16 protein-coding genes are annotated in these 23,176 nt (G+C 36.5%); 12 read left to right on the top strand and 4 right to left on the bottom strand.

What is annotated here, in order from left to right; all coding sequences use genetic code 11:
* The first annotated feature begins 32 nt into the window (after positions 1–32).
* The 6 genes from HNP81_RS08430 (at position 33) to HNP81_RS08405 (ending at position 6,336) form a co-directional block, all read left to right on the top strand.
* Positions 33–1,745, top strand: coding sequence for an ABC transporter ATP-binding protein (locus HNP81_RS08430; protein WP_182502296.1), 1,713 nt, complete (start codon positions 33–35; stop codon positions 1,743–1,745).
* A complete protein-coding gene (locus HNP81_RS08425) occupies positions 1,736–2,563 on the top strand; it encodes an energy-coupling factor transporter transmembrane component T family protein (protein WP_182502295.1) in 828 nt (275 codons plus the stop codon). Before HNP81_RS08430 ends, HNP81_RS08425 begins: the two co-directional genes overlap by 10 nt.
* Before the next feature lie 727 nt (positions 2,564–3,290).
* Positions 3,291–3,563 (top strand): hypothetical protein, encoded by a 273-nt coding sequence (locus HNP81_RS08420; RefSeq protein ID WP_182502294.1) that lies wholly within the window; start codon positions 3,291–3,293, stop codon positions 3,561–3,563.
* Positions 3,564–3,607: 44 nt separating this feature from the next.
* The gene (locus tag HNP81_RS08415) at positions 3,608–4,522 is read left to right on the top strand and encodes a tetratricopeptide repeat protein (protein ID WP_182502462.1); all 915 of its coding nucleotides are present in this window, start codon (positions 3,608–3,610) and stop codon (positions 4,520–4,522) included.
* 192 nt (positions 4,523–4,714) lie between these two features.
* Positions 4,715–5,110, top strand: coding sequence for a hypothetical protein (locus HNP81_RS08410; RefSeq protein ID WP_182502293.1), 396 nt, complete (start codon positions 4,715–4,717; stop codon positions 5,108–5,110).
* Positions 5,111–5,379: 269 nt separating this feature from the next.
* Positions 5,380–6,336, top strand: coding sequence for a tRNA dihydrouridine synthase (locus tag HNP81_RS08405; protein ID WP_182502292.1), 957 nt, complete (start codon positions 5,380–5,382; stop codon positions 6,334–6,336).
* A gap of 306 nt (positions 6,337–6,642) precedes the next feature.
* Here the strand turns inward: HNP81_RS08405 and HNP81_RS08400 are convergent, their stop codons facing one another.
* Positions 6,643–10,164 carry a bifunctional 2',3'-cyclic-nucleotide 2'-phosphodiesterase/3'-nucleotidase gene (locus tag HNP81_RS08400; protein ID WP_182502291.1) on the bottom strand — a complete coding sequence of 1,174 codons (3,522 nt, stop codon included), beginning with the start codon at positions 10,162–10,164 and terminating at the stop codon, positions 6,643–6,645.
* Positions 10,165–11,446: 1,282 nt separating this feature from the next.
* Between HNP81_RS08400 and HNP81_RS08395 the strand changes: the two genes are divergently transcribed.
* Both HNP81_RS08395 and HNP81_RS08390 read left to right on the top strand, forming a co-directional pair.
* Complete coding sequence (locus HNP81_RS08395; protein ID WP_182502290.1) at positions 11,447–12,751, top strand: VTT domain-containing protein; 1,305 nt, start codon at positions 11,447–11,449, stop codon at positions 12,749–12,751.
* Between the two features lie 601 nt (positions 12,752–13,352).
* Positions 13,353–14,555: an MGDG synthase family glycosyltransferase gene (locus HNP81_RS08390; protein ID WP_182502289.1), complete on the top strand. Its 1,203-nt coding sequence runs from the start codon at positions 13,353–13,355 to the stop codon at positions 14,553–14,555.
* Between the two features lie 116 nt (positions 14,556–14,671).
* On the opposite strand, the gene HNP81_RS08385 is transcribed toward HNP81_RS08390, so the two are convergent.
* Positions 14,672–15,268, bottom strand: a complete 597-nt coding sequence (locus tag HNP81_RS08385; RefSeq protein ID WP_182502288.1) for an undecaprenyl-diphosphatase — start codon at positions 15,266–15,268, stop codon at positions 14,672–14,674.
* A gap of 645 nt (positions 15,269–15,913) precedes the next feature.
* Here HNP81_RS08385 and HNP81_RS08380 point away from each other — a divergent pair.
* Complete coding sequence (locus HNP81_RS08380) at positions 15,914–16,627, top strand: response regulator transcription factor (RefSeq protein ID WP_182502287.1); 714 nt, start codon at positions 15,914–15,916, stop codon at positions 16,625–16,627.
* Positions 16,605–17,978 carry a sensor histidine kinase gene (locus HNP81_RS08375; protein WP_182502286.1) on the top strand — a complete coding sequence of 458 codons (1,374 nt, stop codon included), beginning with the start codon at positions 16,605–16,607 and terminating at the stop codon, positions 17,976–17,978. The genes HNP81_RS08380 and HNP81_RS08375 overlap by 23 nt, the downstream gene beginning before the upstream one ends.
* A 42-nt stretch (positions 17,979–18,020) precedes the next feature.
* Here the strand turns inward: HNP81_RS08375 and HNP81_RS08370 are convergent, their stop codons facing one another.
* On the bottom strand, positions 18,021–18,650 hold the full coding sequence (locus tag HNP81_RS08370; RefSeq protein ID WP_182502461.1) for a DedA family protein: 630 nt from the start codon (positions 18,648–18,650) through the stop codon (positions 18,021–18,023).
* 521 nt (positions 18,651–19,171) lie between these two features.
* Between HNP81_RS08370 and HNP81_RS08365 the strand changes: the two genes are divergently transcribed.
* A complete protein-coding gene (locus HNP81_RS08365) occupies positions 19,172–21,463 on the top strand; it encodes an ATP-binding cassette domain-containing protein (protein WP_182502285.1) in 2,292 nt (763 codons plus the stop codon).
* A 638-nt stretch (positions 21,464–22,101) separates the two neighbouring features.
* Entirely contained in the window at positions 22,102–22,305 is a 204-nt protein-coding gene (locus HNP81_RS24580) for a transposase (RefSeq protein ID WP_182502284.1), read from the top strand.
* On the opposite strand, the gene HNP81_RS08355 is transcribed toward HNP81_RS24580, so the two are convergent.
* On the bottom strand, positions 22,294–23,019 hold the full coding sequence (locus tag HNP81_RS08355) for a MurR/RpiR family transcriptional regulator (RefSeq protein ID WP_182502460.1): 726 nt from the start codon (positions 23,017–23,019) through the stop codon (positions 22,294–22,296). The two genes, HNP81_RS24580 and HNP81_RS08355, sit on opposite strands and share 12 nt — an antisense overlap.
* Between the last annotated feature and the right edge of the window lie 157 nt (positions 23,020–23,176).

Below are 23,176 nucleotides of genomic sequence, written 5' to 3'. Positions count from 1 at the left end.
CACAAATGCACTGTTTTATTAGGAGAAGATGTATGAAAAAACCGGTAATTCAATTTGAAAACTATAGCTTTCAATATCGCAGTCAGGCGAAACCAACATTAAATGACATCAACTTAACGATCTATGAAGGGGAAAAGGTTCTCATTGTCGGTCCTTCAGGATCTGGAAAAAGCACACTAGGCCATTGTATCAATGGCCTAGTTCCCTTTTCTTATAAAGGGGAAGTCTCAGGAAGGTTGAAAATCAGTGGCGAGGATGTCAGGGAATTAGACATTTTTTCCTTATCCAAAAAAGTCGGGACGGTTCTCCAGGATCCTGATGGTCAATTTATTGGTCTTACCGTTGCTGAGGATATCGCTTTTGCATTAGAAAATGATTATACACCACAGACACAAATGTTTAATAAGGTTGCAGAAGTGTCAAAAATGGTCGAAATGGAGAATTTTTTGGACTCCTCGCTGCATCATCTTTCCGGAGGGCAAAAACAAAGAGTCTCACTGGCAGGGGTAATGGTGGATGATGTGGAGATTCTTTTATTCGATGAACCATTGGCCAATCTTGATCCCGCAACAGGAAAATATGCGATTGAACTTATTGAACGGATTCAACAAGAAACGAAAAAAACCGTTGTGATTATCGAGCATCGCTTAGAAGATGTCTTGCATTGTCCTGTTGACCGCATCATTGTCGTTGATGACGGGAGGATAATCAGTGATATGACTCCAGATGAATTATTAGCCTCACCCATTTTGGAGGAGTGTTCCATCCGTGAGCCCTTGTATGTGAAAGCCGCAAAATATGCCGGCTGTGCTATTACATCAGACATGTATCCCGCTCGTATCGATTCCTTTCAAGTAGATGACTGTAAAGATAAGTTGGCAGACTGGTTTATTAAAGTGAATGGTCCTCAGCCTAAAGTGAAAACAGAAACGATTTTGGAGTTAAATAACATCGATTTTGGCTACACATCGGGGAAAAGAACCATTTGCGGTGTTTCTTTTTCGATTGAAAAAGGAGAAATGGTCAGTATTGTAGGAAAAAATGGAGCAGGAAAGTCGACGCTTTCTAAATTAATTTGCGGCTTTGAAAAACCGAGCTCAGGGCGCATTTATTATCGGGGGCTAGATATTACTGAAGATACGATAAAAGATCGTGCTTCAAGAATCGGAATAGTGATGCAAAACCCGAATCAAATGATTTCAAAACAGATGATCTATGATGAAGTTGCGCTTGGTCTCATTCTCCGTGGTGTACCGGAAGCGGAAATAAAAGATAGGGTTTTCAAAACGTTGAAAATATGCGGACTGTACCCATTCCGTAACTGGCCGATATCGGCGTTGAGCTTTGGCCAGAAAAAGCGGGTAACTATCGCCTCGATTTTAGTTTTAGAACCAGAGGTAATTATTCTTGACGAGCCTACTGCAGGACAAGATTTTCGCCATTATACTGAAATTATGGAGTTTTTGGTGGAACTCAATCGCCAAGGTGTAACGATTATTATGATTACTCATGATATGCATCTCATGCTTGAGTACACACCGCGGGCAATCGTGATTGCTGGCGGGACAAAACTAGCCGATGATACAGCCGTCAATGTACTGGCCGATTCTAGCATCATCAATGAGGCAAACTTAAAGGAAACTTCCTTATTTGAATTGGCGCTTCGGGCGGGAATAAGCGAACCGAAAGAGTTTGTCGATCGGTTTATCGCTTATGATCGGGAGGTGAGACAGAAATGGCAGTAGAAATGCTTTCCTACATTGATCGGCAATCGCCAATTCATCGGCTTACAGGTGTAACCAAGCTGATTTGCTTTATGATATGGTCATCGATCGCGATGCTCACCTATGATACACGAATTTTGGTCTGCCTCTTCCTATTTAGTATCTTTGTTTTTATCATTTCCAAAGTAAAACTAAAGGAAGTAGCCTTTGTCCTCCTGTTTATTTTGTTCTTTCTCATGATCAATAACGTGGCAATTTATGTTTTTTCGCCGCAAGAAGGGGTAAAAATCTATGGGACAAGCCATGTTCTGTTTGAAATCGGAGGGCGTTATACGATTACAATAGAGCAACTTTTTTATCAAATGAATGTCACGCTAAAATATTTTACAGTTATTCCTGCAGCTATCCTATTTATTGTGACAACCAATCCAAGTGAATTTGCGGCTTCATTAAACCGCATTGGTGTCAGTTACCGCATTTCTTATGCTGTCGCCCTTGCGTTACGATATATTCCCGATATTCAACGGGATTTCCGTAATATCTCGCTTTCCCAGCAAGCTCGCGGAATTGATATGTCACGCAAAGAAAAGCTGACCAAGCGGATTAAGAATGCCGCTTCAATTATCGTCCCTCTCATCTTATCAAGTCTCGATAAGATCGAAGTGATAAGTAATGCGATGGAACTTCGAGGCTTTGGAAAAAATAAAAAGCGGTCCTGGTACCGGGCCCGTCCATTTCAAAAAATCGATGTGATAACTATAATCCTATTTGTTCTCATTCTCTTGGTATCATTTTACGTTACCCTTCATGATGGAAATCGGTTTTATAATCCTTTTTAGGAAATCAAAAAATCATCTGCGCTGACAATTTATACTTTTCTAACGTGCTAAAAGAAGTATCTACCCTCCCTCCCCAAGGATAAAGGGTGGATGCTTCTTTTTGTAATCAACAATCATTAGTTAGCCACTCATTTTGCGTTTGTGGGCCTGATCTTTTTTATTGACTATTTTCGAGTTGAATTTTAATTTGACAGAAGTAGTATTGGAGCAAAGTTTTGATATTACAGATGAAGAAGATAGTTTTAATGCTGGATATGTATGGAATAACAAGCGAAAAACAAACCCACATCTAAAGAAATCAAAATAAGTCCAAAATGAACCTTCCTAAACCTCTAAGTAACCAAAAAATGATTCTTAAAGGCAAAAAAATCAATTCTGGTATCCAAAACAGAACATCAAGAAAGAAATCTAATACGGAGTAATTATCATTACCATTCTTGCCCTTCCTCGTTTTGCTTTTCTTTCTACGCCACCATTCCTTCATTTGGCTCAACCCTTTATCAAAAAATAGTCACTAACTTCTTGAAATTTTCTTTAATGAATTTACGTTCAAGCATTTATTTAAGTTTCATTTTTTTAGAGCCTTAATAAAAAAGCCATAGGTAGCTGTAACTTCACCTATGCTGATATTTTATTCATTCTCCAGATACTCACAAATAAATTCCACAAGGCTTTGTGGAATGAAGTCATAAATAAAAGAAATTAAGATTCTAAAAGGGGAAATTTAATGGAAATTGAAAAGGATGTACAAGAAGATATGAAGAGTACCAAGAGACGAGAAAAATGGGGATGCTTTATATGTGCTTTTATTATGGTCATATTACCGAATGTTTCGGTACATCAACATATTGACCAAATTATTAGTCATGATGGAAAAACGCTTGATTCATCTAATGTATTAGTTTATTGGAAGAAGGACAATAAAGTGACTTCATATGTGGAAGAACAAGAGCCTGAAAGTGTTGAGATTATTTTTTCTAAAAAAAATAGTAAAAATTAAGCTAAAATAGGGGAGTAGAATCTATGATGAATGGAGGGATTTTATTGAATATCAATCAAAAAGCAATTGAATTGCTGGAAGAAAATCAATATGATGAATCGTTAAAACTATTCAAAAAGGCAGTAGAAATATCAAGAGATGTACAATCTTTAACTAATCTCGCATGGATATATTGCAATGAGGAAGATGATGATGAACGTGCTCTCCCTTTATTAAAGGAAGTTATAAATATGAATCCCAAATCACATTTTCCATATAATTTGTTAGGGGAGATTTATTGTAGGCGAGAAAAGTGGGAACATGCAAAAGATATATTGCTTGAATCAATATCCATCCGGCCATCAAAAACAGCTTACAATAATTTAGCGGTTGCCAATTATCATCTTGCAAATATAGAAGATGCTTCAAAATATTTTCTGTTAGCTACAGAGCCTTCTGATTATGCCATGTATAGCCATGTAAAATGTTTAATTGAATTAGGTAATAAAAGTGAGGCAAAACGTGAACTTGATGCATTTTCTGAAAATGATGATGAATTTGTCGGAGAAGTTGAGGTAGCGGATTTATATGTAGAATTGGGCTGTTATGAAGAAGCGATAAAGTGGTTTGAAAAAGGCTGGGATGTATACTCAAAACAGCCTAATTGGATTAGTCGATATATCTATTCATTACTGAAAATGAACAAACCTACTCGGTCTCCAGAACTGTTGAATGAAGCAATCAATGAAAAAGTAGAAGAAATTAAAGATGAATACGAAGAAGAATGCGATGAAGATTGGACAGAGAGCGATAAACAAGCCTATATAAAAAAACTCCTTAATGAAAAGAATGAATATGAACAAATGTTTGAAAAAATCTCTTCTGGCTATATTCCGCCTATGGAATTTGATACATCTTTCCAAAAAGCTTGTTATCTGTTTGGGTGTAACCGCCACAAACATTCTGAATATCAAGAATAAACGCTAGGAGCAAAAAGTGAACTTAGTTTTTTCCTTTTCATCTGTTTACATATTAGAGAATATTGCTTTTCTTAATTGGATTCCTTTGGGCAGGATTCTTTATATATCTTGATAACAGGGAAGTATTAAAAGGAATAAATTAAAAAAACTGAGTAGGGGTAAAATTTACAAACAGGACAAAAGAGGTTTTTTATGATATCGAAATGGGACTATATTGGATATTATTTTGGAGCGATGGTTTTAACTATAATGTTAGTAGGATTCGTTTTATTAGGAGCCAAAACATTGAAAGCCATTTGGAATAAAAAGCTGATTGAGTATTTTAAAGACTTATTGGAATGGAATAAGAGTATTTTCTTCTTTCTGTACGGATTGTTTGGAAGTGGAATATATAAAATAATGAAAACAGTAATTCCTGAAAATTGGTCTATAAGAATAATAAGCTCAGTTTACTCTATATTTTCTTTATTTCTGATTTTCCTGGGAGGAATGGGATTATATATATTGGTGACAGATTTTTATTTCTATCCAACGAAGGTAATTACCGAGATTTATAAGGAGTATAAAATATTTGAAACGGATTTATAAATTCATACTGTATTTTTTGTTCTTTTTCATTAGTAATTTACTTTTCAATCTCGAATTTAATTTACTTGTTTAATTTACTTGGAATTCTAATCATTTATCCATGAACTTTTTATTTGATAATATTAAAGTGTATAGTAATCAAAATTTACTGTACTTTGATAAAAAGTGCTTAGGCATGATATAAGTATAAAAGAAGCAGGGACATTTTTGCTTTTTATTTAGGGGGACAAGGGCTTGTCCTGGTGTCCTATAATGAGAGGATATTGAATATGATAGATAATTTTTGGCGTGATTTACCAAGACCGTTTTTTGTACTAGCACCAATGGAAGAGGTGACGGATGTTGTTTTTCGCCATGTAGTGAGTAAAGCAGCTAGACCTGATGTGTTTTTTACCGAGTTTACAAACACGGAGAGTTATTGTCACCCAGAAGGGAACCAAAGTGTGCGTGGGCGTTTGACTTTTACAGAAGATGAACAACCAATTGTGGCCCATATATGGGGGGATAAGCCCGAACATTTTCGGCAAATGAGTATTGGTATGGCGAATCTAGGGTTTAAAGGTGTGGATATCAATATGGGCTGTCCTGTACCTAATGTGGCATCTAAAGGGAAGGGAAGTGGCCTTATTCTCCGTCCAGAAGTCGCTGCAGAAATAATACAAGCAGCAAAAGCAGGAGGATTGCCTGTAAGTGTGAAGACAAGGCTGGGTTACACGGATGTAGACGAATGGCAGGATTGGCTAACACATATATTGAAACAAGACATTGCTAATCTTTCTATTCATCTGCGGACCAGAAAGGAAATGAGCCAAGTAGATGCACATTGGGAGCTGATTCCGGAGATTAAGAAACTTCGTGATGAAGTGGCACCAGATACACTTTTGACGATCAATGGGGATATTCCTGACCGTCAAACTGGCTTGAAGCTCGCTCATCAATACGGTATTGATGGGATAATGATTGGGCGTGGTATTTTCAAAAATCCATTTGCCTTTGAAAAAGAGCCGAAGGAACATAGCAGTAAGGAATTCCTTGATCTCTTAAGATTGCAGCTTGATCTCCATGATAAATATTCAAAAGAATTAGAGACACGTTCCTTCAAAGCCCTTCATCGCTTTTTTAAGATCTATGTTCGAGGATTCCGAGGGGCAAGTGAATTAAGAAATCAATTGATGAGCACAAATTCAACAGATGAAGTGCGTGCAATGCTCGATAGCTTTGAGTGAAAGATTGTTGATAGGACGGGGGGAGAATTATTTTTTTGGTGTACAGCGTGGGGACGGTTCCCTTGCTTCCTTCATTATGTCGAGTATCAACTCCCTCTCTGATTATGTGAGGTATACAAAAAGGAATTCTTAAAATGTTCCTAATATAGACTTCGTTCACTAAAAGGCAAATTATTATAGCTTGTCTTTTTATCTCTTAACAATATCAATTATAAAGCAGCTTGATTTATTTAGTAGATATTATAAGCCTTGAAAATGAAAGGACTGTATGGATTCGTTTATAGAATCTATACAGTCCTCAGTTAATTAATTAACTCTTTGAATTCTTCCCTCAGACTTATAATCAAAAGGAGAAGGTAGTGTTTTTACAAAATCAACGGTTGCATCTACATCTATCGGGCCAATTTCTAAATCAGTAGAAAGAGCTCCAATACCGTAATTAAGGTTTCCTGTCATATAGTTGTTGATAACAACAGTGTATTCCTTCGTTTTATCAATCTTGCTTCCGTCTGGTAAGAAGATGTCTATAACCTTGCCTGTTTTAGCTGTGCTGTCATAAGTATACGTGTATTTAAAGCCAGCAATATGGAAGTCAAGACCTCTATCTGTAATTTGGTTATTTAAAACTGTCTCTAAATCTGCACCGCTAAGTTTTACTTTATTTAATACATTACCAAATGGCTGAATGGCAAATAAATCACCAAATGTTACTTCACCTTCATCTAATGGAGAGCGGACACCGCCACCATTCATCATGGCGAAGTCTGAGTTCATTGCAGCTTTCATACCATCCGCAATAAGATTTCCAAGAGCAAAATCCCCAAATTCATTAGCTACAGTTGGATAACCTTTTTCAAGGGTAGATAAAGATTGCCCAACAACTTCTGCTTTAATTGGTTCGGCCTTCTCTGAATATTTCTTCATTATCGCTGCAACTTCTGGATCTGGAGTATAGTCCTTTTGATAAACAGTTTTAATCTCTGCTGATTTATTAATGATATCTCCAGTAACGCGGTCAATTTCCACTTCTACATCAGAAAAAGCAGATCCATAAGAATAGGCTTGAACAATTAGTTTGTTGTCCACTTCTCGGTTTACCATTACATGGTTGTGTGCAGCAAAGATGACATCCACTTCATCATCAATTTGTTCTGCAATTCTGCTAGCATCGAATGAATCTGTATAACCTGTTTGGGTAGCAGGATTATGAGCAAGGACGATGATTGCTTCGATTCCTTGTCCTTTTAATTCTTCAGTATACTTGTTAATGGCTTCAACTTCGTCTGTAATCTTTAATGATTCGTTTCCTTTTCTAACAATCATGGAAGGTGTTTCTTGAGTTACAACTCCGATCACACCAATTTTTTGATCTTCAATTGTGAATACGGTGTAAGGATCAGTAATTAAATTTCCATCTCTTGTATCATAGGCGTTTGCTGCAACAAGTGGGAAGTTCATTCCGTCATAACCAACCATTCCGTTTGGATGATCTCCACCGTTCATCATACGGAGTAGTTCGTCAATCCCTTCATCAAATTCATGATTTCCGAATGTGCCTGCATCAAAACCGATATTTTCCAAAACTTCTATGGTAGGCTCATCTTGGAAAAGAGCGGAAATTAGTGGGCTTCCCCCAATCATATCACCTGAATGTAAAAGAAGTGTATTTGGATTTGTTGCTTCTTCTTGTTTTAATGCAGCTGCTAAGTACTCAATATGCCCAGCTGATAAATTTCCAACCTTTGTAACCGTATCTAACTGTCCGTGTAAATCATTTACTCCTAAAAGCTGAACCTTTAATCGGTCGCTATCCGAATGGCTATTCAAGTTAAAATTAAAGATTCCAAAGCCTTTTGAATCGGTTTTGCCAGTATAAGAGAAAGGGCTTTCTTCCATGATATATTGCTCTGCCTTTGGTGAAGTCGTAAAAGTAACATTCACATTTCCTGAGATTGGAGCAATAGACCAGTTTCCATCAGCTGTCGGGGTAATTTCTTTCACCTCAGAAATGTAGTCCATTAAAACTTGACGGTTTTCATCGGCTGCATCGACTACTAATTCACTGCCTTTTAATCCAGGGAAATTACCTCCGCCACCAGCACGGTAATTATTTGTAACTACGATAAATTCTTGCTTAGGATCTAAAGGTTTACCATTATATTTAAGATTCACAACACGGCTTGAGTCTGGGTTTAAAAGTGTCCCATTCACAGCGTATTTGGCAGGCTTTGTAACATCAATTTGATATTCTACGCCATCAATTACATCAAAGTTAAATACTTGAAATGCAGGATTTATTAAAGGTTGTTCAGTTGTTTTTGAAGGATCAATGGTGTTGTATTGACCAGCGGACATTTCAATCCACTCTTTAACAACCGAACCTTTTACTTTAATGGCTTTTAAAGTGTTGTCATACAGATATAAGTCACCTGCACTACGAATCGTCAAATCACCTTTTTTGATTTCTGTGTATTCATCAACACCATTACGACCAGCTTTAAAAGGGGCTCCTACTGATAAAATGGGAAGATCTTTTAATTCTGGCTTGTTTAGTTCAATATATTTTTCGACATACCATTTTTGTGCGTTTGTAACTACTTGAATAGACGGATCATCTTGTACGAGTGCGAAATAGCTATAAATGTCATCCGTTGTAGTACCAATTGGTGTATTAACATATTTTAAGGTCGCTTCATGATCTGCTTCTACAGCATTTACAATTTCTTTGTCTGGTTGAACAGATTCTATTTGTCTTGTGGAGGATTGGGAATTAGAAACAGACCATTTCCCTTTTACTTTTTGTAAGTTAAGATCAATAATTCCTAATGATCCACCTCCAAATCCAGCTTGTACAGCAGCAACACCGTTGATTGTTCCTTTTTCGTTATCTACTCCAGGGAGAGGCTGTCCATCGGCACCTTTGAACAATGTATCTAAACTAGCTACATTGTTTGCTGGGAATGTTTTATGAGTATGTGAAAATGTAATGGCATCAATACCAGGTACTTTACTTAAAGCATATACTGTATCTTCAGTATTTGCTTCATTTCCACTAAAACCTGAGTGAGCTAATGCGATAATTACATCTGCTCCTTCTTCTTTCATAATAGGGATATAGTTTTTAGCTGTTTCTACGATGTTTTTGGTTATGACCTTTCCATCTAGATTAGATTTATCCCACTCATTAATTTGAGGAGGAACAAATCCGATATATCCGATTTTAATGACATTTGTTTTACCAGATTCATCTTTGACTTTTTTATTCACAATTTTATAAGGGGTATATTTATTAATATCATTAGTTGGATCATTATCATGATCATCTACATATACATTTGCATTTACAAAAGAGAAGTTTGCATCATCATATACTTCGTCTAGATACTCCAACCCATAGTTGAACTCATGGTTTCCAAGTGTCGCCATATCATAGCCCATTAAGTTCATGGCACTGATAGCTGGATGTATTTCTCCTTCCTCCAAAGGGTCAATTTTTGCTTTGTATGTACCGAGAGGAGTCCCTTGTATAAGGTCACCATTATCCACGAGTACAGAGTTTTTTACTTCTGCTCGTGCTTCTTTAACAAGAGTTGCGGTTTTAGCTAGTCCCAGTTTAGGGGCTAAACTATTTTTGTAATAGTCAAAGCTTAGTAGATTTGTATGGATATCAGTCGTTTCCATGATGCGAAGTTCAACCTGTGATTGAACCTTGTCTTTAGAGGGGTTTGCAGCCATTGCATTGCCAGACAAGAAAGGAGCTGCTAACACAGTGATTGCAAGTGTACTGGACAAAATTTTCTTGCCCCTGTTTCTTCTTCCTAATTTCATTATGCACTCATCCTTCTATATTTTTTTGTGTTTAATAGGCCTAAAGAATAATATAGCAAAATAAATTTTAAGATAGTGTTAATTTTCAGAATACCAGGTAGATATTACCGGTTATTTTGGTGTTTTAGCCATAATTGGTTAATTATACTCACTTTTTTATTTAATAAATTTATTTGTTTTGAGAATAAATACACAGGAGGTTTGTAGGATATATATGTTAATTGGACTACCATTTATAGTGGAGTAGAAAAATTGTAAATAGTAGTTTACATTTTATTAACTTTTTTTGATTGGCTCTTTTCGTAAAGATTGTTGTTTTTAGCAAGAAACCAATTCGAACAGATGTTGATTGTAGTGGAAGGTGCGAGACTCCTGCGGGAAAAGCGTGTTGAGGGAGACCCCGCAAGTGCAAAGCACTGAGGAGGCTTCTGAGACCGCCCGCGGAAAGCGAGTACCTGCAACGGAAATCAACCCGGGTTATTAGTGTAAAAATGATTGAAAAGCAACAAAGTATGTGAAAACAGCCTTTTGATTTAACGTAAAAAGGAAAACACGTGAAACTAGAATTGCCAGAATTTGAAGTTGTTAATCAAGAAACTTTTCCTACTCATTATGTCGTTCATGTCGAGAAAAAAGCAGAGGAAGAACGTGAGTCCCTTTCTTTCTAACATTGCGCTGGATGAACCAAAGAATTAGAGAAAAGAGGGCATAAATTCGTTCGTTACGCAGATGACTGTGTGCCACGAAGGCAAACAAAGTGTGCTTGAAAAGCACATCTAGTAAGCCGTGCTGCACTTAAGATGAGAGTAGGCCCGCAATCGCTATACAGGTGGAGATTGCAAACCATCCTAAGGTGCTATAGTCAAAAGCTATGGTATTGAGCGTAAGGGAAAAGGCAGAACGAGATTCTGTCAGGTATGTATTAAGGAGACGAAAATCATTGAACCGCCGTATACGGAACCGTATGTAAGGTGGTGTTAGAGGTCGGAGGTTAATGGCCTCCTCCTACTCGATTTTTCCTACTCACTATTAGTTTTATATAGTAATAAAACTAATAATGAGTAGTAAGCTAAAAAATGTTAAAAACAAAAAATTCCTCCCAATACGAATATGATTTGTTTCCATAAACGAATAAGTACCACAACAACGGAGAAATTTAAGTAAATAGTAAGGAAGGGATAGGAACTCAAGTAGAAGTGTTTTTATCTATTAGCAAACATATTTAAGGTTTTCTTTCATCTTTACTTACAACTAAACAAAGAATAATAAAGGATGATAAGCGGTGGGGAATATTACATCATATATCGACCAATTCGGATATATAGTACTATTTATAGCACTACTATTAGAATTGATCGCATTTCCATTACCAGGTGAAGTTCTTATGAGTTATACAGGATTTCTTGTTTTCCAAGGACATTTAAACTGGGTACTAAGTATTTTAATAGCGGGTATTGGATCTTGTATCGGAATGACCATTTCTTATTGGATAGGTTATAAGCTAGGACAACCATTCTTTGAAAAATATGGATCTCGCTTTCATATGGGCCCGGAACAGTTTCGGAAAATATCCTTCTGGTTTAGTAAGTACGGGAATAAGTTGTTGCTGATTGCTTATTTTATCCCTGGAATTAGACATATTACGGGGTACTTTTCAGGAACTACCCGGCTGCCCTTTCGGATATACGCTATTTTTGCCTATACCGGAGCATTCCTGTGGGTGACGGTATTTATTACACTCGGTAAAGTATTGGGCCCACAATGGGAGACGTTTCACAGTTCAATTAAACAATACCTCATTATTGGGGGGATAGCAGCTGCCGTCATTTTTATTGTGATCTACATCTACAAAAAAAATAAAAACGAGATAAAAGAGACAGTCATTAGGTTATTAAATCTAACTTTGACAATTTTTCATACGAGAAGACGAGTTGGAATTCTATTAGCAGCGACTTCCATCCTGACGTTAGGCCTTATGATTCTCATGTTTGGTATGATAGAGGACTTTCTTGGTAACGAATTTACCAATTTTAATAAAATTGTGGTTTTATTGATTTCCTTAGTTTTTAATAAGGACTGGACAGAGACTATGCAAACATTTTCATTACTGGGTTCAAGGCAAGTCCAACTTATCCTTATCAGCCTTACATTCATTTGGATTTTATGGAAAGGTGAGAATAAGTTAATTGAATTAGGTTCTCTTTTAATCGTTATTTTAGGTGGGGAACTCTTTGAAGAAAGTTTAAGGAGAATTTTTCAACGCCTTTCCCCTGTTCCCTATTCGTTCACGGATCATCTCCTCCTCAATTTTCCAAGTGAGCAATCTTTAATGAATTTTGTTATTTATGGTTTTGCGGTATTTATATGTGTACGTTTTATAAAAAATGCTTGGACTCACACCATTGTTCCAATCGCTGGATTAGTGGTATTAATTCTTATTGCCATCAGTCGATTGTTCTTTAAAGTCGAACTTCCAAGTGATATTGCTGCTGGCTACGTCTTTGGGGGAGTCTGGCTAGGTTTAAATATTCTTTTACTGGAAATATTCCGATTACTAAGGAGAATAGATAGACATCGAATACAATAAAGGGTGCATTGCAAAATGATAATCTTCAATACCTTTATTATATCTAAAGTGTGTTTAACATAAATCCGGAGTATGTTCCATATTTAGGACTGGTAAATTTACTGGTTTTTTTGCTTTTTGTTTTCGTAATCTTTTAAAAAGGCTGTATTCACATACTTTGTTGCTTTTCAATCATTTTTACACTAATAACCCGGGTTGATTTCCGTTGCAGGTACTCGCTTTCCGCGGGCGGTCTCAGAAGCCTCCTCAGTGCTTTGCACTTGCGGGGTCTCCCTCAACACGCTTTTCCCGCAGGAGTCTCGCACCTTCCACTACAATCAACATCTGTTCGAATTGGTTTCTTGCTATAAACAACAATCTTTACGAAAAGAGCCTTTAAAAAAGAAATACTTGACCTATCATTAAGGCCGTCCCCTAGGTGTCAGATGCCATATGAAAACTTCATATGGCATCTGACACCTTTTCTTTTGGACCAACTTAAAAATTTCCTTTCCGTTTCATTAAAAATGGATGAAAAAGAAAGGTTTAAAAAAATGTGATGTTAGATTAAAAGGGGAGAAATCAGTTTTAATATTCCTGCTGAACAGGAGATGAAATGAATATGAAAAAGATTCTATTCTTACCTTTTTTACAAATGCGGTCAGGGCATCATCAAGTTGCCGAGGCATTAATGGATATCGTTAAAAAACAAACAGAAGGAATTCTTGTAAGGAAAGTGGACCTAATAAGCTATGCAAACCCATCTCTAGAGAAAATGATTACGAGCTGGTATTTAAAATGGATTCGTTATGCACCGGAAACTTATGACCATGTTTACAAAAAATTTTTCTACTCTTCTTCACCAACTGATCATTCATTTAAATGGTATTATTATTTCTTTTTGAAAAAAATGGATCAGCTGCTAATAGAAGAGAAGCCTGATTTAATCGTGTGTACGCATGGTTTCCCATCCTATCTGCTAAGTCAGTTAAAAAGAAAGAGAAAATGTGATGTTCCAGTCATAAATGTTTATACGGATTTTTTTATCAACAATGTTTGGGGTCGAGAGGAAATAGACTACCATTTCCTCCCTAGCAAAGATGTAAAAAATGAATTTTGTAAAAAGTATCAAATACAGGAACAAAGGATGGTGGTTACTGGAATTCCAGTCCATCAGGAGATTACCCAAAACACAAAGGCTAAAAAAACAGGAGATAGACCCAAAATATTAATTTCTGGAGGAAATAATGGTTTAGGTGGGATTGTGAAATTATTGGGTAAGTCAAAGCAATCTTCCCAATGCGATTTCTATGTGCTATGTGGAAAAAATAATAAATTGTTCAATGAAATCCTCTCTTGGCAAGTCGATCATATCAAACCTCTCCCTTATATTTCATCAAGAGTAGAAATGAACAATTTATATGAAGAAATGGATGCAATCGTCACAAAACCAGGCGGAGTCACCATCAGTGAGGTTCTACAAAAAAGGCTACCTATTTTTGTCCAATCCGTACTTCCAGGCCAGGAAGAAATCAATCTGCAGTATTTAACAAAAAAAGGGCTGGTTTTTAAACTTAAGCAGAAAGAATCGTTTGAACTAGGATTGCTAAGCATCTTACACGATGATATGCAAATGCGTCTATGGGAACAATCCATTCAATCTTTTCAAAACGGAATGGAGATGGAAGGAGCAGAGAAAATAGCGGAATTCCTGAGTGGAATTCTTGAACAAAAATCACTTAAGCCTTCGGGCCAGTTCGAACTATCAAAGGTTTACAGACTTTTCCGAATGAGAAAGCCCACTTCTTCAGAGGTTGGATGGTAGTGAGGTCGAAACAGGCATGTCTTTAGACATGTTAATGTTTCGATTTTTTTGTGCTTTAAGTAAAAGGATTATTCGGAATAGAAACAAAAACACCGGCTACAAAACCGGCGTTTTTGTTATTTGTTCAATGATTTTAAACTACCTTTATTTTCGAACGTTTTCGGAACAAGCGGGATCCGGTTGTAGATGTGAATGATTGCATTTGCAATTGGTTCAAGAAACGGACGGAGCTTATATACGATAGAACTGATGACCAACGAAACGATGAAGCTTCCTAATATATCCAATGGATAATGATGCCCAACATAAATCCGGGAAAAAGCTGTTAAGAAGGCAAACAAAAGCATACCAATTCCAATTCTTCGATGAACGAAAAGAACGGCTAGTGCTAGAGCGAATGCTCCAGTAGTATGGTCACTTGGAAATGAAGCGTCCGCTGTATGTTTAACTAATAAATTGACCGGGTGGGTAACAAACGGACGCGGTTCAAAGTAGATATGACCGATGACGAAGTTTAAGAATAGACCCAGAACACCGGTGATCGCAGCGTAAACAACCGTCTTCTTGTACTGATCTTTTCCAATAAACCAAATGAGAAGCAAAACAATGGCATAGATGATTAATGCGTAGTTCGTCACACCAGCCATCAATCCATCCAAAAAAGGGTAATGACCTGCTAATTGATTAATGGATTTAAAAAGATTGTAATTCATATTAGTCTCCTTCTATTTTGTTAAATTTCAAGTACTTTTGACCCTCAGTGGGTATCTTAACTATAAAAAAGAAAACTAAACAGGCCATGAAAAAAACATTAATAATTGATTAAAAAGAAAAAATCAGTGTTACAAGAAAGTAGTTGAAGGTCATTTATTAAGATGAGGGTAAAATAGGATAACCGATTGTGGAGGCATCTATTTGTCGCATTTTATGATTTTGAACAGAACAGTCATTTGATTTTATATTCTTTTATTGGAACTCCCCGCTATTCCCATTTAAGGTGAGTTAGCTATAAATATGGAATCTTCCAATGTACTTCCACGTGATATTGTAGGAAGATATATATGGTTAATGTGCGTTTTATTGAATAGCTGTTTTTCTAAGAGTTTGTTGCTTTTAACAATATCGAAATCACAGAGTGGATTGGAGCGTAAGGCACTTGACTCCTGCGGGAGATAGAGGAAAAGTCGAGACCCCGCAGGCGCAAAGCGCCGAGGAGGCTCGACTTCCTCCCCGCGGAAAGCAAGTGCCTGTAGCGGAAAGGAACGGTCATTGTTTATTTCCAAAACAATAAACTTTACGAAAAGAGCCTAGGAAGATCATAGAATCTCTAAACTTTACAATATATAGGGGGAAGTGAAGTGAAAACGCATATTTTAGTGGTAGAAGATGAAATTCAAATAGCCCGTGTTCTTAAAGTGGAGCTGGAGTATGAAGGATACAGGGTTACAGTGGAACATAACGGTAAGGACGGATTGGAAACGGCTTTACATACAGATATTGATTTAATCTTATTAGATGTGATGCTTCCAAAATTAAGTGGAATGGATGTGTTAAGAAGATTAAGAAAGGAAAAGGAAAACATACCTGTTATTCTTCTTACAGCTCGAAATACCACGTTTGATAAAGTTGCTGGACTGGACCAAGGCGCGAATGATTACGTAACAAAACCATTTGAAATTGAAGAATTATTAGCAAGAATTCGTTCTTGTCTCCGCCATTATTCCAATCATGAAGATATGATGGACGATTCCATTCTTTCTATAGAGGATCTTGCAATCAACACTGACACACGGGAAGTGAAAAGAGCTGGTACATCTATTACCTTAACGCCAAAGGAATACGATTTATTGGTGTATTTAATTGTAAATAAAAATAAAGTGGTAACTAGAGAAAATATTCTTTTAAACGTTTGGGGCTATGACTATGAAGGAGAAACCAATGTGATTGATGTGTTCATCCGACATTTAAGGAAAAAAACGGAGGAAGATTTCACCACCCCATTAATTACTACTGTTAGAGGGATTGGCTATACCATAAAGGAGAACGCAGATGAGGATCACCTTAAAAATTAATTTATTAACAACCACATGGATGCTGTTCATCTTAATTTTGATTAATATTGTTGTCTTCATTTTGTTTATGACAACGACCGTTAATATGGAAGAGGATAGGGCGTTTCAAAAAGCAGGGGATCTTATAAAAAACATCCGCGCCAATGATAGATCTGATCAAATTGAAAGTGATTTGAAGAATAATTTAACCGAGAATTCCTATATTCGCATCCTGCAGCCCGATGGACGCATCCTTTATGAAATAACAAATGAAAAGGAACTAGCTAAAAAAGTGAAAGGGAAATATGTACATACACGGGAAGCTAAGAGACGTAATATAGAGATAGATGAAAAGGAAAAGCAAGTGATAATTGTTCGTGTTCCAATAGAAAATGTACCCCACCTAAAGGGAAGTATCGAGATTGGAGAAGAACTGGAAGGATTGGAAACAAGGAAAGATATTCTTTTGTTGATTCTTGGAGTTAGCACGATGTTAGCTGTTATTTTATCATTGCTTAGCGGCAAATGGATATCGAATATGATTATGCGGCCAATTTCTAATATGATCAATACTATGGAAGATATTGAGCGAAGCGGTGTACCGAAGAAGATTCGCATTCTAAATGATACGAAGGATGAACTTCAAACATTGGCCAATACTTTTAACCGGATGATTGACAGGTTGGAGGAAAATTTTGAAAAGCAGTCTCAGTTTGTCTCAGATGCTTCCCACGAATTAAAGACGCCATTGACCGTTATAAAGAGCTATGCGAATTTGTTAAGACGGCAGGGTCTTGAAGATAAAGAATTGGCAGATGAAGCTATCCAGGCTATTCACTCTGAAGCAACCAGAATTCAAAAAATGACAGAAACCTTTTTGGATGTGGCTTCATTAGAAAAAGAAGTTGAGTTGGACCTGGAGATAGTCGATCTCGCATTGTTATGTCAAGATATTTTAAAGCAAATGAAAAAGGTTTATAAAAGAGAAATTACCCTGCATTTCGAGCAATCACCTATCTTTGTTGTGGCAGATGAATTAAAAATCAAGCAGGTCATCATTATTTTGCTCGATAATGCTATTAAATATAGCAATGATACAATTGATATTTTTTTAGAGAAAAATGATGTAAATGCCATTGTTCGGGTGAAAGATTATGGTATTGGGATTCCAGAGGAAGAAATTAAGAATATTTTTGAGCGATTTTACCGGGTAGATAAAGCAAGAAGTCGGGAAACTGGAGGTTCTGGTTTGGGCCTTCATATTGCTAAAAAGATTATGACATTACACAAAGGGGAAATAAAAATTAGAAGTAAAGAAAGGGAGGGAACCGAGGTAGAATTGTTTCTACCTGCAAGTTTGGAAATAGTATAAAAAAAACACGGCTTCGCATTATGAAGTCGTGTTTTTTATCATCTAATTTTTATTAGTAGCTATTTTATTTTTAAAATATGCGAACACAATTGGTAGAAGTGAAACGACTACGATGCCAAGAACCACGATGCTGAAGTTATCTTTGACTATCGGAATGTTACCGAAGAAAAAGCCAGCAAACAACGCAATACTGACCCAAAGTAACCCGCCGAGTACATTATATAAAATAAATTTACGATATGGCATCGTGCTAACCCCAGCCACGAAAGGCGCAAAGGTCCGAATAATAGGTACAAACCTGGCTAAGATGATAGTTGCAGAACCGTGCTTTTCAAAAAAATTAGTGGTTCTTTCCAAGTGTTCTTTCTTAATGAACCGAATATTCTCTCGCGCAGAAACCTTATTCCTTAGAGAATGCCCGATGGTATAATTCACTGTATCGCCTGCAATGGCAGCTACACAAAAGATCAGATAAATAGGCAGTAATTTGATAGAACCGGCTGCTGCTAAAGCCCCAGTCGCAAATATGAGCGAATCTCCGGGTAAAAACGGCATAAAGACAAGACCTGTTTCACAAAAAACTATGACAAACAGTATGAAATATATAAACACCCCATATTCATTCATGTAAAGACTTAGGTGTTTATCAATGTGCAAAAAAATATCAATCATATTATTCACAAAAATATCCCCTTATTTTTAATTTCATGTTGTTAGTTCTAATTTAACCCTTTAGATTAAACTATTCATTAAATAAACATTAACATTGAATTAAAATTTTCAGTGGTGGTGTAATAGATTATATAAAAATAGAAAAGCATATGGGAAAAAACGACTCTTTATTTAGAGGGACTTATCAGACAGCCCCTTCTCTTTAAATAGTTTGTTTCTGTTTGTATTGTCGTTCCTTATATCTTTGATAAAACCCAATAGCTAAGATTAACCAAAAGGCACTAATAAAATACCTAGCCACATTATAAGGATAATAGCCTCCTTTAACCTGAATTCTAAATATTTTAACAATTCATTGCGTTAAATTAGTATAATAAAAGTAATTAAACTAATAATGGGTGGTGAATAAAAAAGTTAAAAACAAAAGAATCATCACAAAACGAATGTGAATTTGTCCCTGTCAGGGTTGCTAAACTTGTAGAGAACTGAAAGAAGCATAGTAAATCAGAAAGGATGACAAAATGTCAGAAATAAAAGATGAAATCATTTTAAGAGGGCTTAAAGAACATAATTTAAGAAATGTAGATTTAAACATACCAAAAGAAAAAATCATCGTATTTACTGGTCTTTCAGGCTCTGGAAAAAGCTCAGTCGTTTTTGATACATTAGCAAGAGAAAGCAGAAGACAAATGATTTTAAACTATCCTCACTATGTCAGATATCAAATGCCAAGGTATGAAAGACCCGACGCCGATCTTATGCAAAACTTAAGTCCGGTTGTAGTAGTCGAGCAAAGACTGATAGGAGGCAATTCCCGCTCAACAGTAGGCACCTATATGGATATCAATCCATTAATTAGACTTTTGTTTTCAAGAATTGGAAAACCATCAATAGGAACTGCTAGCGATTTTTTGAGCCAAAGTTCTTTTGGCAGATGTCCAGAATGTAGTGGATTTGGGGAGGTCATTGCGCCAGACCTAAATAAGATGATCGATTACGATAAGTCACTTCGAGATTATGCAGTGAAATTTAAGCCATTATCACCTTCAGGTTGGCAAGGCAACTGGATGATGACCTGCGGATTATTCGACCCAGATAAACCGATAAAGGACTACCCAGAAGAAAAACGCCGTCTATTATTATATGGTCCCCCAGAAGGTGAAAAAGTCAATGCCCCGTTTCATACAAAAAATGGACCTCAAAAGCATGATTGGGATGGGTTATTGCCCCGATTTACACGTCTTTATATCAATAGAGATATCTCAAAGCTAAAAGGAGTAACCCAAGATGACGTCATAGCTGTGTCAACTCGATCCTTATGCCCAACCTGCCAAGGTTCAGGTCTAAATCCAAAGGTATTGGCATGTAGAATAAATGGCTTAAATATCGCAGCATACGATCAATTAGAGCTTACAGAACTACTGGAAGAACTAAAGAAAATAAAAGATCCTTTGGGAGAATATATCGCACTGCAAGCAATCCCACACATAAAACAATTAGTTGAAATGGGATTAGGATATCTGAGCCTATCAAGAAAAATGGGCACCTTGTCTGGTGGAGAAGCTCAAAGGGTAAAAATCGCTCGTCATTTAGGGAGCAGTCTAAACAATATCACATACATTTTCGACGAACCAAGTGCAGGACTCCATCCAGAGGAAGTGGATCTGTTAATCCAGATGCTAAAAAGGATAAAAGCCCAACATAATACTGTCATCGTCATCGAACATAATCTATCCGTCATCAAAGTAGCAGATGAAATCATAGAGATGGGACCTGGGGCAGGTGTAAACGGAGGAGAAGTTGTCTATCAAGGAAAATTACAAGGACTAAAAGACTCTCCCACCGCAACAGCCCTAAACCACAAGCTAAAAATAAATAAAAATCCAAGAGATATAAAAGATTATTTTACAATAAACAGAGTAAGTAACAATAACTTAAAAAATATAAGCGTAAATATTCCTAAAAATGTCTTAGTCTCTATGTGTGGAGTATCAGGTTCAGGTAAAAGCTCCTTAATGTTGGAAGCGTTCACAAAAAGATATCCAGAAACTATAATGGTAGGACAGGGCGGCATAGGAATATCCAACCGTTCGACCCTAGCTACATATATGGGAATAATGGACGATATTCGCGCAATATTTTCAAAAGAAACAGGACAACCAGCAGGTTTGTTCAGCTTTAACACCTCAGGAGCATGTTCGATCTGTAAAGGAAAAGGAGTCCTAACGCCAGACGTAGCATTTGCAGATCCGGTGACAATTCCTTGTGAAGCATGTGGTGGTACGAGATATTCAGACGAAGCATTGTCATATCGATACCAAGATAAAAATATAGTAGAGATTTTAGATTTAACAATAGACGAGGCTATTCATTATTTTAAAATACCTAAGATCATAAAAAGAGTGCAAACGCTAAAAGACGTAGGATTAGGGTATCTGACGTTAGGACAGACGACAAGTTCTCTAAGCGGAGGAGAAACCCAACGTCTAAAACTCGCAAGCCACTTGCAAAAAGAAGGGCAAATCTATCTATTAGACGAGCCATCCTTAGGTCTACACACAGAAGATAATGAAAAACTCTTAGACGTATTTCAAAATCTCGTAAATAGAGGTAATTCGGTCATAATAATTGAACACAATCTAAACTTTATCGCGGCGAGCGACTGGGTAATAGAATTGGGCCCAGGAGGAGGAAAACAAGGTGGACAAATTATATTAGAAGGTACACCAGAAGAAATGTTACATGCAGAGACATTGACAGCGAAATGGTTAAAGGATGGAGTTAGAAAATTAAAATGTGGTACCTTTTATTAGGGTTAAAATTCACGCTAACATGGACTTTAGACAGCTCATTTTCTTACCTCCAGTGAAGAATTTTGAAAGAATTTACTCGAAGAAATGATTAAGCTTATGGTGAAGGGTACTCCTCCCACCAAACATACTAAACTAATTCAAATAAGGGTGTGAAGTGGGTCTGTTTTTGATACGGACTCTTATATGTTCCTAGAGGCTGCTCGACCTTCCTTCACTTCTATAAAAAATATAGTAGCACAAACCAAGACCATGGTTTGTGCTATTAATGTTAGTCTGTTTTTTATTTAGGCTGTTTTCACATACTTTGTTGCTTTTCAATCATTTTTACACTAATAACCCGGGTTGATTTCCGTTGTAGAGGCGGTCTCAGAAGCCTCCTCAGTGCTTTGCACTTGCGGGGTCTCCCTCAACACGCTTTTCCAGCAGGAGTCTCGCACCTGTAACGAAGATCAACATCTGTTCGAATTGGTTTCTTGCAAAAAAACAACAATCTTTACGAAAAGAGCCTTTATTTAATAATACAAATGTTTAAAAATGTATTTGATTTCCAAATTAATGATCTAACTCCACCGTCTTTAGACGGTATACGCTTTTAGCCTTATAATTTGATGCCCATACTAAAGTTGTGAGGTGAAAGTATGGAAGGGTATAAGAAGCATAGTCATGTGGTCTATGACATCAAGTTTTATATAATTTGGGTAACAAAATATAGATACAAGGTGATATGTGGTCCATTTGCTATAAGAACACGAGAAATAATCAGGCAAGGATGTGAAGCAAGAGGAATCACAATCTTACAAGGAAGTGGTGGAAAGATCATATTCATTTTTTTATTTATTTAGTTTATATATTTCACGGGCCATTGATTCTAGAATATAAAGAACAGGTACTTGTGTCGTAATATTAGCGTTTTCCAACCATTCCTCAGTTACGTAATATGGAATGTTTATCTCAGAGATTTTTGCAATGGTTGAGTGTTTATTGTTTGTAATACTAATAATTTTACTGCCTTCCTGTTTAAGTTGATTAAGATGAGTGACGGTAAAATTATTTTCTCCTGAGACGGATAAAGCAATTGTTGCACTATTATGACGGAAGTTGGCGTGAATTGGAAAGAGAGGATCTTTAATATACATCGAGAATTTACCTAAGCTTGAGAAATATCTTGCCCCATATTCAGCAAGGATACCTGAGCTTCCGATACCGATAAAAATGACATTATCTGCTTTGGAAATTAGACTTGCAGCCATCCTAATCTTTTCTTCCATATCTCCTTTTAATGTCCGCTCAAAAAATTCCATGACGGAATGCTGGGAACCTTTTAAAACCGTCTTTTTATTTTCTCCTACATGCATTTTAAGCTTTACTTTAAATTCTGAAAAACCTTCGCAATTTATTTTTCGGCAAAAACGTAAAATCGTAGCTGTTGATACATGGGTTTCATCTGCCAGTTCACGGATTCTCATATAAGCGACTTTCTCACCGTTTTGACAAATATAGTTGTATAAAGAAGTTTCTAATTCATTGAATGAAGCGATAATGTCGTGTGTAAACATTTCTATTCTCCCTCTATAAGAAATCATCTATCTTAACCCCTTTAGCTTGATTTTAACACAACTACTTAATAAGATACATGCTGTTACATTTGTGTAACAAATGACTACCTTTGTTATTAAAAACTAGATGCTCTCAACTTATATACCCTCTTCCTAA

The sequence above is a fragment of the Peribacillus huizhouensis genome (genome assembly GCF_014138605.1).
Taxonomy (GTDB): Bacteria; Bacillota; Bacilli; order Bacillales; family DSM-1321; genus Peribacillus; species Peribacillus huizhouensis.
Note: the sequence above shows the minus strand (reverse complement) of the source record. Positions and strands in the feature narration are given on the sequence as shown.